The organism is Bordetella ansorpii (genome assembly GCF_900078705.1).
GTDB lineage: Bacteria > Pseudomonadota > Gammaproteobacteria > Burkholderiales > Burkholderiaceae_B > Bordetella > Bordetella ansorpii_A.
In genome coordinates, this window is sequence record NZ_FKIF01000002.1 from 921,659 (window position 1) to 933,895 (window position 12,237).

Below are 12,237 nucleotides of genomic sequence, written 5' to 3' on the forward strand. Positions count from 1 at the left end.
GGCACCGGCCCGGCACCGATCCTGATGCTATGCGGCACATCCGCGTGTCGCGCGTGAGCGAGGAATCAGCGCAGGGGAAATCGGGAGCCAGCCATGCAAGCTCAGGGCGTGCTGTTCGGGCAGATCGCCGCCGTCTTCGGCATCGTGATCGCCGGTGTGTGGAGTGCCACGCAATGGACCGCCGCCGCCCTGGGCTATCAAGTACGCCTGGGCTCGCCCTGGTTCGATTTTTTCGGTACGCCGGTCTACCACCCCTGGCGGCTGTTCGAGTGGTGGTTCTTCTTCGATGCCTACGCGCCGCGCGTGTTCGGCATCGGCGGGGCCCTGGCCGGCGGCAGCGGCCTGGCGGCTGCCGCGGCCGCGGTCGCCATGTCGGTGTGGCGCTCGCGCCAATCGAAGCGGGTCACGACATACGGCTCGGCACGCTGGGCCGATGCCGCCGACATCCGCAAGGCCGGCCTGGACCAGCCCGCCGGCGTTTTCCTGGGCAAGTACCGCAACGGCTATCTGCGCCACGAAGGCCCGGAACACGTCCTGGCCTTTGCGCCGACGCGCTCGGGCAAGGGCATCGGGCTGGTGGTGCCGACGTTGCTGTCCTGGCCGGCGTCCGCCGTCATCCACGATATCAAGGGCGAGAACTGGGCGATTACCGCTGGCTGGCGCTCGCGCTTCTCGCACTGCCTGCTGTTCAACCCTACCGACGGGCGGTCGGCCGCCTACAACCCGCTGCTGGAGGTGCGGCGCGGCTCCCATGAGGTGCGCGATGTGCAGAACATCGCCGACATCCTGGTCGATCCCGAAGGCGCGCTGGAGCGGCGCAACCATTGGGAGAAGACCAGTCACGCGCTGCTGGTCGGCGCGATCCTGCATGTGCTCTATGCCGGCGAGGACAAGACCTTGCGCGGCGTCGCCAACTTCCTGTCCGACCCGGCCAGCCCGTTCGAACTGACCTTGCACCGGATGATGGCGACGCAGCACCTGGGCGACGCGCCGCATCCGGTCGTCGCGTCCGCCGCCCGCGAAGTGCTCAACAAGAGCGACAACGAGCGGTCTGGGGTGCTGTCCACGGCCATGTCGTTCCTGGGCCTGTACCGCGACCCCACGGTGGCGCAGGTCACGGCGCGCTGCGACTGGCGCATCGCCGACCTGATTGCCGCCGAGCATCCTGTCTCGCTGTATCTGGTCGTTCCGCCCTCGGACATCAGCCGTACCAAGCCGCTGATCCGGCTCATATTGAATCAGATCGGGCGGCGGCTCACCGAGTCGCTCGACGGTTCCGATGGGATGGCGCGCCGGCACAAGCTGCTGCTGATGCTCGACGAGTTCCCGGCGCTGGGCCGCCTGGACTTCTTCGAGACGGCATTGGCCTTCATGGCCGGCTACGGCATCCGCAGCTTCCTCATCGCGCAGTCGCTCAACCAGATCGACAAGGCGTATGGGCAGAACCACTCGATCCTGGACAACTGCCACGTCCGGGTGGCGTTTGCCACCAACGACGAACGCACCGCCAAGCGCATCTCCGAAACGCTCGGCACGGCAACCGAACTGCGCGCGCAGCGCAACTACGCCGGCCACCGGCTGGCGCCGTGGCTCGGCCACCTGATGGTGTCGCGGCAGGAAACGGCCCGGCCGCTGCTCACCCCTGGCGAGGTGATGCAGCTTGCGCCCGATGAATCCGTGGTGATGGTGGGAAGCCGTCCGCCGATCAAGGCCAGGAAGCTGCGCTACTACGCGGACGCCAATTTCCAGCAGCGCGTGCTGCCGCCGCCCGCGCTCGCGGCCGGACAGTACACCGATGCGCCGCCCGCCCGGCCTGACGACTGGCGCGGCCTGGCGGTTTCCACTGTCCCGGTTGCGCCGGCCACGGCATCCACCGATGTCCTGGGCGGCACCGACGACGGCGGCCCGCGCCGCCAGCCGGAGCTATCCGAAACCGTCGCCTACGCCCCAGGGCTGGCCGCGCCCGCGACCGACCTGGCGCTGCTCGATGACGGCGGCTTGCCGCCTCCCCTTCCGCGCCAGCTTGATCCGGCCATGCAGCGCTCGGCCCGCCTGGCATCGCTGAATCCCAACGACGGAATCGACCTATGAGCCAGTACCGCCTCAATTTGTTCATCCAGCGCGAGCACGCCAAACGCCTTGATGAGCTGGCTGCCAAGAAAGGCGTGTCCAAGTCGTCCATCGTCGCGGCCGCGCTGGCGTCCTGGCTGTCGCCGGACGCGGGTGACCAGCGCGAGGCCGCCATCGCCAAGCGGCTGGATCGCCTGTCGCGGCAGGCCGAGCGCCTGGAGCGCGACCAGAACATCCAGATCGAGACGCTGGCGCTGTTCATCCGCTACTTCCTGACCGTCAGCACGCCGGTTCCCGAAGCGCACCAGGATGCGGCCCGCGCCCAGGGCAAGGCGCGTTTCGAGCAGTTCGTCGAACAGTTGGGCCGCCACCTGCTGCGCGGAGGCAGCCTGGTGCGCGACGTGGTGGAGGAATTGCACCCAGACCCGATTCGGATGAGCGGCGCAGCGGCACCTGCCAAAACGCAGGGGCGTGCCTCATGAACGCCGTTCCGCAAGAGCCGGTTTCATCCGCTGCGGCTTCGCTGGATCGCCGCATCCAGATGCTGCGCACGGCGATGGGGCCGGTGATCGCCGCCGCGCTGGAAGATCCGGACGTGGTGGAGATCATGCTCAACCCCGACCGCACGCTATGGGTGGACCGGCTCTCAGTGGGCCGTGCGCCCTTGGGCGTGGAACTGCCCGAGGCCGATGGCGAGCGCATCATCCGCCTGGTCGCGGCCCACGTCGGCGCGGAAGTGCATCGCGGCCAGCCGCTCTTGACCGCCGAACTGCCCGAGACGGGCGAACGCTTCGAGGGCATCCTGCCGCCGGCCGCGCCCGGCCCGGCCTTTGCGCTGCGCAAGCGCGCCGTGAGCGTCATCAGCCTGGATCAGTATGTCAGCGACGGCATCCTGACCGCCAGGCAGGCCGGGTTTCTGCGCTGCGCCGTGCGCGAGCGGCAGAACATCCTGATCGTCGGCGGCACCAGCACCGGCAAGACGACGCTGGCCAACGCGCTGCTGGCGGAGATCGCGGCCACGGGTGATCGCGTGCTGGTGCTCGAAGACACCATCGAGCTGCAATGCGTGGCCCGCGACCATGTGCCGCTGCGCACCCGCGCCGGCGTCGTGTCGATGAGCGAACTGGTGCGGGCGACGATGCGCCTGCGCCCGGACCGCGTGATCGTCGGCGAAGTGCGCGGCGGCGAAGCCCTGGACCTCATCAAGGTGTGGGGCACCGGACACCCCGGGGGCATCGCCACCATCCACGCCGGTTCTGCCTTGGGCGCGCTGCTGCGCCTGGAGCAGTTGATTCTCGAAGTGGCGGTGAACCCGCCGCGCGCGCTGATCGCCGAGGCGGTCAACGTTGTCATCCACATCGCCGGGCGCGGCCGCAAGCGCCATGTCGAAAGCATCGCCCGCCTCAGAGGCTTCGACGCTGCCGGCTATCGCCTGGCGGACGCCCTGCAAACGCCGTTTCCCGAACGGCTCCCGGCCGCGCTTGCCGCCGTGCCTTCCCCGTCCCTTGACCCATCTGGAGACCTGCCATGATGCACACGCACGCCCATGCCTTGGGCGTTTCCGTCACCCCAGCCCCGCTCCTGGCCCGCCTGCGCCGGCTGGCCGGCCCTGTCCATCGCGGCCTGTTGCCGGCCGCGCTGTGGCTGCTTCTGGCCGGCACGTCGCGAGCGGCCGGTTCCTCGATGCCGTGGGAAGGCCCGCTGCAATCCATCCTCGAATCCATCCAGGGGCCGGTGGCACGCATCGTCGCGGTCATCATCATCATCGCCACGGGCCTGGCGCTGGCCTTCGGGGATACGTCGGGGGGCTTTCGCAAGCTGATCCAGATCGTATTCGGCCTGTCCATCGCGTTCGCGGCGTCCTCGTTCTTCCTGTCGTTCTTCAGCTTCTCCGGCGGGGCCGTCGTATGAGCGCCGGCCACGAAGCAACGCCGGCCTTCGCACCCGGCTTCGAGATTCCGCTGCATCGCTCGCTGACCGAACCGATCCTGCTGGGCGGTGCGCCGCGCACCGTGGCGATCGCCAACGGCACGCTGGCCGCCGCCGTCGGGCTGGGCCTGCAATTGTGGATGGCCGGCGCGGCGCTCTGGATCGCTGGCCATTCGCTGGCGGTGTGGGGCGCGCGCGTCGATCCCCAGTTCATGCAGGTCTTCGCCCGGCACATCAAGCACAAGCCGCTGCTGGACGTGTGAGGCGGCGCCGCCATGCTGAACCTCGCCGAATACCGCCAGCGCCCGGCCTGGCTCGCCGATTGGCTGCCGTGGGCCGGACTGGTCGCGCCCGGGGTGGTGCTGAACAAGGACGGCGCATTCCAGCGCACGGCGCGCTTTCGCGGGCCGGACCTGGACAGCGCCACGCACGGCGAGCTGATCGCCACGTCGGCGCGCATGAACAATGCGCTGCGCCGGCTGGGTTCGGGCTGGGCCTTGTTCATCGAAGCCGAGCGCCGGCTGGCGGCGCACTACCCGCGTTCCGATTTTCCCGAGCCGCTGTCGTGGCTGGTGGACGAGGAGCGGCGGGCAGACTTCGAGGGTGAGGCCGGTGACGAGCCGCTCGGGGGGCGCGTTGCGCGGCAGAACGGCCATCATTTCGAAAGCGCCTACCACCTGACACTGGCCTATCTGCCGCCCGAGGAGTCCCGTGCCCGCGCCACCAAGCTGCTCTACGAGCATGCGCCGGGCGACGGCGTGGACTGGCGCGGCCGGCTCGATGCCTTCGTGGCGCAAACCGATCGCGTGTTCGACCTGCTCGACGGCGTCATGCCGGAAATCGCCTGGCTGGACGACGCCGAAACGCTGAGCTACCTGCACGGCACGGTGTCCACCCGGCGCTATCGGGTGGGCATGCCCGAGGTGCCGTTTTACATCGACGCGCTGCTGGCCGATTGTGCGCTGGCCGGCGGCCTTGCGCCCACGCTGGGCGACCAGCACCTGCGCGTGGCCTCGGTGCGGGGTTTTCCGGCCTCGACCTGGCCCGGGATTCTGGATGACCTGAACCGCCTTGGCTTTGCCTACCGCTGGGCAACCCGGTTCCTCTGCATGGACAAGGCCGAGGCGGAAAGGGAGCTTGGCCGCCTGCGCCGCCAGTGGTTTGCCAAACGCAAGAACGTCGCCGCGCTGTTGCGCGAAACAATCTTCCAGCAGGAATCGCCGCTGGTCGATACCGACGCCGGCAACAAGGCAGCCGATGCCGATGCCGCCTTGCAGGAGCTGGGCGGCGATCAAGTCGCCTTCGGCTACCTGACGGCGACCGTCACCGTCATGGACCCGGACGCCGCGGTGGCCGATGAGAAGCTGCGCATGGTTGAGCGCGTCATCCAGGGGCGCGGGTTCGTCACCATCCCCGAGACGCTGAACGCCGTGGATGCCTGGCTGTCGTCGATTCCCGGCAACGCCTACGCCAACGTGCGCCAGCCCATCGTCTCGACGCTGAACCTGGCGCACATGATGCCGCTGTCGGCGGTGTGGGCCGGGCCGGAGAGGAATGAGCACCTGGACGGCCCGCCGGTGATCGTCACCCGCACCGACGGTGCCACCCCGTTCCGGCTGGTGACGCATATCGGCGATGTGGGGCATACGCTGGTCGCCGGGCCGACTGGCATGGGCAAATCGGTCATGCTCGCCATCCTGGCGATGCAGTTTCGCCGCTACGCCGGCTCGCGCATCTTCGCCTTCGACATGGGCCGCTCTATGCGCGCCACCATCCTGGGCCTGGGCGGCGAGCACTACGACCTGGGCGCCGATGGCGGCATCGCGTTCCAGCCGCTCGCGCGCATCGACCACGAGGGCTACCGCACCTGGGCAGCCGAATGGCTGGAGGGCCGCCTGCTGCACGAAGGGCTCGCTGTCGGCCCGCACGAGAAGGCGGCCATCTGGTCGGCGCTCGGCAGTCTGGCCGGTGCGCCGGTGGAGCAGCGCACCATGACGGGGTTTTCCGTCCTGCTGCAATCCAACGCGCTTCGCCAGGCGCTCTCGCCCTACGTGCTCGGCGGCGCGCACGGCAAGCTGCTGGACGCCGACCGCGACCGGCTGGGCAGCGGCGACGTGCAGGGCTTCGAGATGGAAGAACTGATGCACAGCCCTGCCGCCGTGCAAGCGGTTTTGCGCTACCTGTTCGCCCGCTTCGATGAGCGGTTCGACGGCGCGCCCACGCTGCTGATTCTCGATGAGGCGTGGCTGTTCCTCGATGAGCCGGCGTTCGCGGCCCGCATCCGCCAGTGGCTCAAGACCCTGCGCAAGAGGAACGTGTCGGTCGTCTTCGCCACGCAGTCGCTGGCCGACATCAAGGACTCGGCCATCGCGCCGGCGATCATCGAAAGCTGCGCCAGCCGCATCTTCCTACCCAACCCGCAGGCCACCGAGCCGCAGATTCGCACGATCTACGACGGCTTCGGGCTGAACAGCCGGCAGATCGAGATCGTCGCCACCGCGCAGCCCAAGCGCGACTACTACTACCAGTCGCGCCTGGGCAATCGCCTGTTCGACCTCGACCTGGGGTCGGCCGCGCTGGCGTTCGCCGGTGCATCCACCCCGCAAGACCAGCGCGACATCGACCGTGTGCTGACCGATGCAGGCACCGCGGGCTTTGCCGGCGCGTGGCTGCGCCATCGCGGCCTTGACTGGGCTGCCGACCTGCTGCCGTTTGCGCCCGCGGCCGCGCCGCACCTGAACTCCCAGCCACTGGAGGTCTCACCATGAAAGCCAAAACCCGTTTATTGTCCGCATCGCTTGCCGCAACACTCTCCGTCTGGCTGGCGCTCGCGCCGCCGGCGGCGGCCATCACCGTGTTCGACCCGTCGAACTACGCGCAGAACACGCTGACTGCCGTGCGCACGCTGGAGCAGATCAACAACCAGATCAACCAGCTTCAGAACGAGGCGCGGATGCTGGCGAACCAGGCGCGAGATCTGGCGAGCCTGGATTTCAACATCGTCAACCGCCTGCGCTCGACGCTCGCCACCACCGAACGCTTGATCGGACAGGCGCAGGGGCTGGCTTATGACGTGCAGCGCATGGACGTCTCGTTCGCACGCCTGTACCCGGAACAGTACGCGGCCTCCATCAGCGGCGACCAGATGGTGCGCGATGCGCAGGAACGCTGGAAGAACACGCTGAAAGGCCTGCACACCGCGATGCGCATGCAGGCGCAGGTGTCGCAGAATCTGCGCGATGACGAGGGCGCGCTGGCCGAGCTGGTCGGCCAAAGCCAGTCGGCCGCGGGCGCCCTGCAGGCCCAGCAGGCGACCAACCAGCTCCTGGCCTTGCAGGCCAAGCAGGCCATCCAGGCGCAGCAGCTCCAGATCACGCAGGATCGCGCGGCCGCGCTGGAACTGGCGCGGCAGGCGGCCGCCACCGAGCGCGCCCGCGAGATGCGGCGCCGCTTCATGGGCGCCGGCACGCCGTACACGCCCCACCGCGTGGATTTCTACGGCAACTGACGAAGCCGGGCCATGAATGACGTGACGGTCATCGACCGCTTCCTGGATACGTTCTCGCGCTACATCGACTCCGGGTTCGGGCTGCTGCAAGGCGAGGTGGCGTTCCTGACGGCCACGCTGATCGTCATCGACATGACGCTGGCCGGGCTGTACTGGGCCTTGGGCCACGCCGCCGGCCAGGGCGAGGACGCGATCGCCAAGCTGCTGCGCAAGGTGCTCTACGTCGGCGCCTTCGCCTACATCATCGGCAACTTCAACTGGCTGGCCGGCATCGTGTTCCGCTCGTTCGCCGGGCTGGGCCTGGCGGCCGCCGGCTCGGCCATCACGATGGAGAACTTCCTGCAGCCGGGGCGGCTGGCCAAGACCGGCATCGACGCGGCCGCGCCGATCCTGGAGCAGATCGGCGACATGGCGGGGTTTCCCGAGGTGTTCGCCAACCTTGATCCCATTGTGGTGCTGTTCCTGGCCTGGCTGGTGGTGATCGTGTGCTTTTTCGTGCTGGCCGTGCAGCTTTTCATCACGCTGATCGAGTTCAAGCTGACCTCGCTCGCGGGATTCGTGCTGGTGCCGTTCGCGTTGTGGAACAAGACCAGTTTCCTCGCCGAAAAGGTGCTGGGCAACGTGGTGTCGTCGGGCATCAAGGTGCTGGTGCTGGCCGTCATCGTCGGCATCGGCTCAAGCCTGTTCGCGCAGTTCCAGGTTCATCCGGCCGAACCCTCCATCGACCATGCGCTGGTCATCATGCTGGCTTCGCTCGCACTGTTGGCGCTGGGGATCTTCGGCCCTGGCATCGCCACGGGCCTGGTGTCCGGCGCGCCGCAGCTCGGCGCCGGTGCGATGGCTGGCGCTGCGGTCGGTGCTGCCGGTACGGCCGTCGCCATCGGCGCTGCGGCGACAGGTGTGGGCGGTGCGGTGATGGCCGGGGCGCGCATGGCGCCTGGTGCCGCCAAGCTGGCCGGCAGCGGTGTGCGTGCCGCGACGTCGATGGCCGGCAGCGCCCGCTCGGCATTCCAGGCCGGCTCCGCTGCCGCCGGCGGCGAGGCCAGGGGCGCGATGGCCGGCATGGGCAACGTGGCCAAGACCGGCGCACAGGCGGCCGGGCGCGGCGTGGCATTCCGGGCATCCGCCGCCGGCCAAAGGATGGCCGACTCATTCCGCGCCGGGTGGAACGGTCTGTCGGACGATGGCGGTGCAGGCGCAGCGTTGCCTGGCGCGGCCGCACCCGGCCAGGCCGCCGCAGGCGAAGCCGCGGCCGGCGCCGCCACGGCGCAGAAGCAGCAGCCCGCGTGGGCCAAGCGCCTGCATCGCCGCCAGCAGATCGCCCAGGCCGCAACGACCGCCGCGCACACGCTGCGCGGCGGCGATGGCGGCGGCTCGGGCGCCGGGCCAAGCCTGCGCGATTCCGATTCGTGACGCTTAAGGAGAACATCCATGCGATTCAAACGACCGCGGGTGCGCTATGCCGAATCGCCGCAGCCTGCGACCCCGTACCAATCCGCCGCCCAGGTGTGGGATGAGCGTATCGGCTCGGCCCGCGTGCAGGCGAAGAACTGGCGGCTGATGGCCTTCGGCTGCCTGGTGCTCGCGCTGCTGATGGCCGGCGGCCTGGTGTGGCGCTCGGCGCAGTCCCTCGTCACCCCTTATGTGGTGGAGGTGGACAAGGCCGGCCAGGTGCGCGCCGTGGGCGAAGCGGCCACGCCGTACCGGCCCGCCGATGCGCAGATCGCGCACCACCTGGCGCGCTTCATCGGCCTGGTGCGCTCGCTGTCCATCGACCCGATCGTAGTGCGGCAAAACTGGCTGGATGCCTACGGCTACACGACCGACAAGGGCGCGGCCGCGCTCAACGACTACGCCCGCACCAACGATCCGTTCGCGCGTATTGGCAAGGAGTCGGTGACGGTGCAGATCACCAGCGTGGTGCGCGCCAGCGGCACGTCGTTCAACGTGCGCTGGACCGAGCGCCGCTTTGTGGACGGCGTGGCCGCCGGGCTGGAACGGTGGACGGCCGTGGTGTCCATCGTGCTGCAAACCCCGCGTACCGAGGAGCGCCTGCGCCGCAACCCATTGGGCATCTACGTCAATGGCCTGTCGTGGAGCCGCGAACTGGATTCTTCCGATGGAGCCAAGCCATGAATGATGTTTTCCGTAAATCCGTTTTGCCGGTGGTCCTGTTTGCCCTGGCGGGCTGCGCCTCGCAGGGCAAGCCGCCTCCCGTGATCTCGCTCGATGAGCCGGTGCGGGCCCAGCCGGTGCCGGAGCCGCCCGCGCCAGTGGAGGTGGTGGCCGTGCCCGACGTGCTGCCGATGCCGGCGCAGTTAAAGCCCATGCCCGGGGGTGAGGACGGCAAGCCCGTGCCGGAGCCGGCCGACGAGCAGGTGCGCGTCTCGCGGGCCAATGCCGAGGCCCGCGTCGCGCCCACGCGCGAGGGCTACGTCAACGCGATTCAGGTGTGGCCGTATAGCGATGGCGCGCTCTATCAAGTCTATGCGGCCGTGGGCCGCGTGACCGTGGTTTCGCTCCAGCCGGGCGAGGAACTGGTGACGGTGGCCGCCGGCGATACCGTGCGCTGGATCGTGGGCGAGACGTCCAGCGGCAGCGACGCCGAACTGCGCGTGAACGTGCTGGTCAAACCCATCCGCTCTGGCCTGAAAACCAATCTGGTCATCACCACCAGCCGCAGGACGTACCTGCTGGAGCTGACGTCAACCCAAAAGACGTGGATGGCATCGGTCTCCTGGGAGTACCCGCACGACCGGATGCGGGCCTTGCAGCGCCAGGCGCAGGCGGCCAGCGCCGCCGCGCCGGTGGACTCCGGCTTGTCGCTGGAGAACCTGCGCTTCCGCTACGCACTCAGCGGCAGCAATCCGCCATGGAAACCGCTGCGCGCCTTCGACGACGGGCGGAAGGTCTATATCCAGTTCCCCGCCGGCATTGCACAAGGCGAGCTGCCGCCGCTTTTCGTGATCGGGCCGGAAGGCGGCGGGCAACTGGTCAATTACCGCTTCCGCTCTCCGTACTACATCGTCGATCGCCTGTTCGGCGCCGCCGAACTGCGCCTGGGCGGCGACAAGGGCGACGTGGTGCGCATCGAGCGCACGGATGGCGTGGCGCGGAGGAACTGACGATGAGCCAGGATGACACTCCCGGCCGTGCCGCGCCGTCGGCGGGCAAGGTCGCGCCCGAGTCGGTGGCGCTGCGCGCCCAGCCGCGTCCGGTCACACGGCTGAACCGGCGCACGCTGGCCATCATTGCCGGTGGTCTGTCGGTCGCCGTGCTCGGCGCCACGATCTGGTCGCTGCAGCCGCAGCGGCGCGGGGCCGATGAACGGACCGAGCTTTACAACGTCGATCGCGTCTCGAAGTCCGAAGGGCTGGATGCGTTGCCGGCGGACTACTCCAAGCTGACGCCTGCCTCGCCGCCCGCGCCGTCCGGCGTGCCTGAACTGGGGTCGCCGTTGCCGGGCGACCTGGGGCCAGCCATCGTGAACTCGCGGCAGCCCGCCGTCGCGGCTTACGCGGCTCCTGGGCATGACCCCGCCGATGCCTTGCGCAAGGAGGAAGACGCGGCGGCAGCTTCGCCGGTGTTCTTCCAAACCGGCAGCCAGGCCAAGGCCACCAATGCCGTGCCCGGCCCACAGGCGGCGCGGGAGGCGCCCGCCGGTCCAAGCACGCTGGCGGCCTTCGATCCGCTTGCCCTCGGGCCGGCTTCGGCGGCGGTCCAGCCGGCCGATCCCACCGCTGTGCAAAACCGGCAAGACCAGAAAGAGGCGTTCCTGAAGCGCAGCGCTACGCAAACCCGCAATTCCGGCGACTTGCACATGCCCGCTTCGCCATACCAGGTCATGGCCGGGACCGTGATCGCGGGCGCCTTGGTGACGGGGATCAAATCGGACTTGCCGGGCGACGTGATCGCCACGGTGACCGAACCCGTCTACGACACAGCTACGGGCCAGTTCCTGCTGATCCCGCAAGGGTCGCGCATTCTGGGCGAGTACAATAGCCAGGTCAGCTACGGGCAAAGCCGGGTTCAAGTCGTCTGGAACCGGATCATCCTGCCGGATACGTCTTCGCTGACGCTCGACAACCTGGCCGGCACCGATCCAGCCGGCTATGCCGGTCTGGAGGATGAGGTCGATTGGCACTGGGGCCGCATCTTCGCCGGTGCGGCGCTGACCACGCTGCTGGGCGTCGGCGCTGAACTGGCCGCGCCGGAAAACCGGCAGGACGGCGACCGCATCATCATCGCCGGCCGCGATAGCGCCCAGGACAGCATCAACCAGGCCGGCCAGGAGATGACCCGGCGCAACCTCAATATCCAGCCCACCTTGACGGAGCGGCCGGGCTTGCCGGTGCGCATCATCGTCAATCGCGATCTGGTGCTGCGGCCGTACCAGCCGCTTTTCTTTAATAGGGGAACCTCACGATGAGTACAACCAGGAAACTGCGCCTGGGGCCGCTGCCCAAGACCGAAAGCGTCAAGCTGGCCTTCGCATGCCCGGTGAGTCTCAAGGCCGAACTTGACCGATACGCCGAGCTTCATGCGCAGACCTATGGGGAGGCGGTCGATGCCGCGGCGCTCATCCCGCACATGCTCGAAGCCTTCATGGCCAGGGATCGGGGATTCAGGAGCCGCAAGGCAGCCAATACCCGCTTTCCGAGGCCCGTGTAGGGCGGCGATACGGCTTTCTTTGCTCGACTACGCTACAGCAAGTGTACGTGCGGGCTTGA

The 12,237-nt window shown here is 68.7% G+C and carries 12 protein-coding genes; all 12 read left to right on the forward strand.

Going from position 1 to position 12,237, the window contains the following annotated elements; genetic code table 11:
- The first annotated feature begins 93 nt into the window (after positions 1–93).
- From A6745_RS07775 to A6745_RS07830, 12 genes are read left to right on the forward strand one after another with little or no spacing between them, the layout of a single operon-like run.
- Positions 94–2,091, forward strand: a complete 1,998-nt coding sequence (locus tag A6745_RS07775) for a conjugal transfer protein TraG (protein ID WP_066125374.1) — start codon at positions 94–96, stop codon at positions 2,089–2,091.
- Entirely contained in the window at positions 2,088–2,552 is a 465-nt protein-coding gene (locus A6745_RS07780) for a ribbon-helix-helix protein, CopG family (RefSeq protein ID WP_066125376.1), read from the forward strand. The genes A6745_RS07775 and A6745_RS07780 overlap by 4 nt, the downstream gene beginning before the upstream one ends.
- A complete protein-coding gene (trbB, locus tag A6745_RS07785; protein ID WP_066125378.1) occupies positions 2,549–3,601 on the forward strand; it encodes a P-type conjugative transfer ATPase TrbB in 1,053 nt (350 codons plus the stop codon). Before A6745_RS07780 ends, trbB begins: the two co-directional genes overlap by 4 nt.
- Positions 3,598–3,981, forward strand: coding sequence for a TrbC/VirB2 family protein (locus tag A6745_RS07790; RefSeq protein WP_066125380.1), 384 nt, complete (start codon positions 3,598–3,600; stop codon positions 3,979–3,981). Before trbB ends, A6745_RS07790 begins: the two co-directional genes overlap by 4 nt.
- Positions 3,978–4,262 carry a VirB3 family type IV secretion system protein gene (locus A6745_RS07795; protein WP_066125382.1) on the forward strand — a complete coding sequence of 95 codons (285 nt, stop codon included), beginning with the start codon at positions 3,978–3,980 and terminating at the stop codon, positions 4,260–4,262. The genes A6745_RS07790 and A6745_RS07795 overlap by 4 nt, the downstream gene beginning before the upstream one ends.
- A 12-nt stretch (positions 4,263–4,274) precedes the next feature.
- Positions 4,275–6,767 (forward strand): conjugal transfer protein TrbE, encoded by a 2,493-nt coding sequence (trbE, locus tag A6745_RS07800; protein WP_066125386.1) that lies wholly within the window; start codon positions 4,275–4,277, stop codon positions 6,765–6,767.
- Positions 6,764–7,507 (forward strand): P-type conjugative transfer protein TrbJ, encoded by a 744-nt coding sequence (gene trbJ / locus A6745_RS07805; RefSeq protein ID WP_066125388.1) that lies wholly within the window; start codon positions 6,764–6,766, stop codon positions 7,505–7,507. The genes trbE and trbJ overlap by 4 nt, the downstream gene beginning before the upstream one ends.
- A gap of 12 nt (positions 7,508–7,519) precedes the next feature.
- The gene (gene trbL, locus A6745_RS07810) at positions 7,520–8,920 is read left to right on the forward strand and encodes a P-type conjugative transfer protein TrbL (RefSeq protein WP_066125390.1); all 1,401 of its coding nucleotides are present in this window, start codon (positions 7,520–7,522) and stop codon (positions 8,918–8,920) included.
- Positions 8,921–8,938: 18 nt separating this feature from the next.
- A complete protein-coding gene (gene trbF, locus A6745_RS07815) occupies positions 8,939–9,643 on the forward strand; it encodes a conjugal transfer protein TrbF (protein WP_066125392.1) in 705 nt (234 codons plus the stop codon).
- Positions 9,640–10,632 carry a P-type conjugative transfer protein TrbG gene (gene trbG / locus A6745_RS07820; RefSeq protein ID WP_066125394.1) on the forward strand — a complete coding sequence of 331 codons (993 nt, stop codon included), beginning with the start codon at positions 9,640–9,642 and terminating at the stop codon, positions 10,630–10,632. Before trbF ends, trbG begins: the two co-directional genes overlap by 4 nt.
- A gap of 2 nt (positions 10,633–10,634) precedes the next feature.
- Positions 10,635–11,936 (forward strand): TrbI/VirB10 family protein, encoded by a 1,302-nt coding sequence (locus A6745_RS07825; protein WP_066125395.1) that lies wholly within the window; start codon positions 10,635–10,637, stop codon positions 11,934–11,936.
- Positions 11,933–12,178: a DUF2274 domain-containing protein gene (locus A6745_RS07830; RefSeq protein ID WP_066125396.1), complete on the forward strand. Its 246-nt coding sequence runs from the start codon at positions 11,933–11,935 to the stop codon at positions 12,176–12,178. Before A6745_RS07825 ends, A6745_RS07830 begins: the two co-directional genes overlap by 4 nt.
- Positions 12,179–12,237 lie beyond the last annotated feature (59 nt).

What these genes read in the sequence shown, in the direction of transcription:
- A6745_RS07775 (WP_066125374.1), top strand. Translation starts at nt 94, where the DNA reads ATGCAAGCTCAGGGCGTGCTGTTCGGGCAGATCGCCGCCGTCTTCGGC.
- A6745_RS07790 (WP_066125380.1), top strand. Translation starts at nt 3,598, where the DNA reads ATGATGCACACGCACGCCCATGCCTTGGGCGTTTCCGTCACCCCAGCC.
- trbL (WP_066125390.1), top strand. Translation starts at nt 7,520, where the DNA reads ATGAATGACGTGACGGTCATCGACCGCTTCCTGGATACGTTCTCGCGC.
- A6745_RS07795 (WP_066125382.1), top strand. Translation starts at nt 3,978, where the DNA reads ATGAGCGCCGGCCACGAAGCAACGCCGGCCTTCGCACCCGGCTTCGAG.
- trbG (WP_066125394.1), top strand. Translation starts at nt 9,640, where the DNA reads ATGAATGATGTTTTCCGTAAATCCGTTTTGCCGGTGGTCCTGTTTGCC.
- A6745_RS07780 (WP_066125376.1), top strand. Translation starts at nt 2,088, where the DNA reads ATGAGCCAGTACCGCCTCAATTTGTTCATCCAGCGCGAGCACGCCAAA.
- trbJ (WP_066125388.1), top strand. Translation starts at nt 6,764, where the DNA reads ATGAAAGCCAAAACCCGTTTATTGTCCGCATCGCTTGCCGCAACACTC.
- A6745_RS07825 (WP_066125395.1), top strand. Translation starts at nt 10,635, where the DNA reads ATGAGCCAGGATGACACTCCCGGCCGTGCCGCGCCGTCGGCGGGCAAG.
- A6745_RS07830 (WP_066125396.1), top strand. Translation starts at nt 11,933, where the DNA reads ATGAGTACAACCAGGAAACTGCGCCTGGGGCCGCTGCCCAAGACCGAA.
- trbE (WP_066125386.1), top strand. Translation starts at nt 4,275, where the DNA reads ATGCTGAACCTCGCCGAATACCGCCAGCGCCCGGCCTGGCTCGCCGAT.
- trbF (WP_066125392.1), top strand. Translation starts at nt 8,939, where the DNA reads ATGCGATTCAAACGACCGCGGGTGCGCTATGCCGAATCGCCGCAGCCT.
- trbB (WP_066125378.1), top strand. Translation starts at nt 2,549, where the DNA reads ATGAACGCCGTTCCGCAAGAGCCGGTTTCATCCGCTGCGGCTTCGCTG.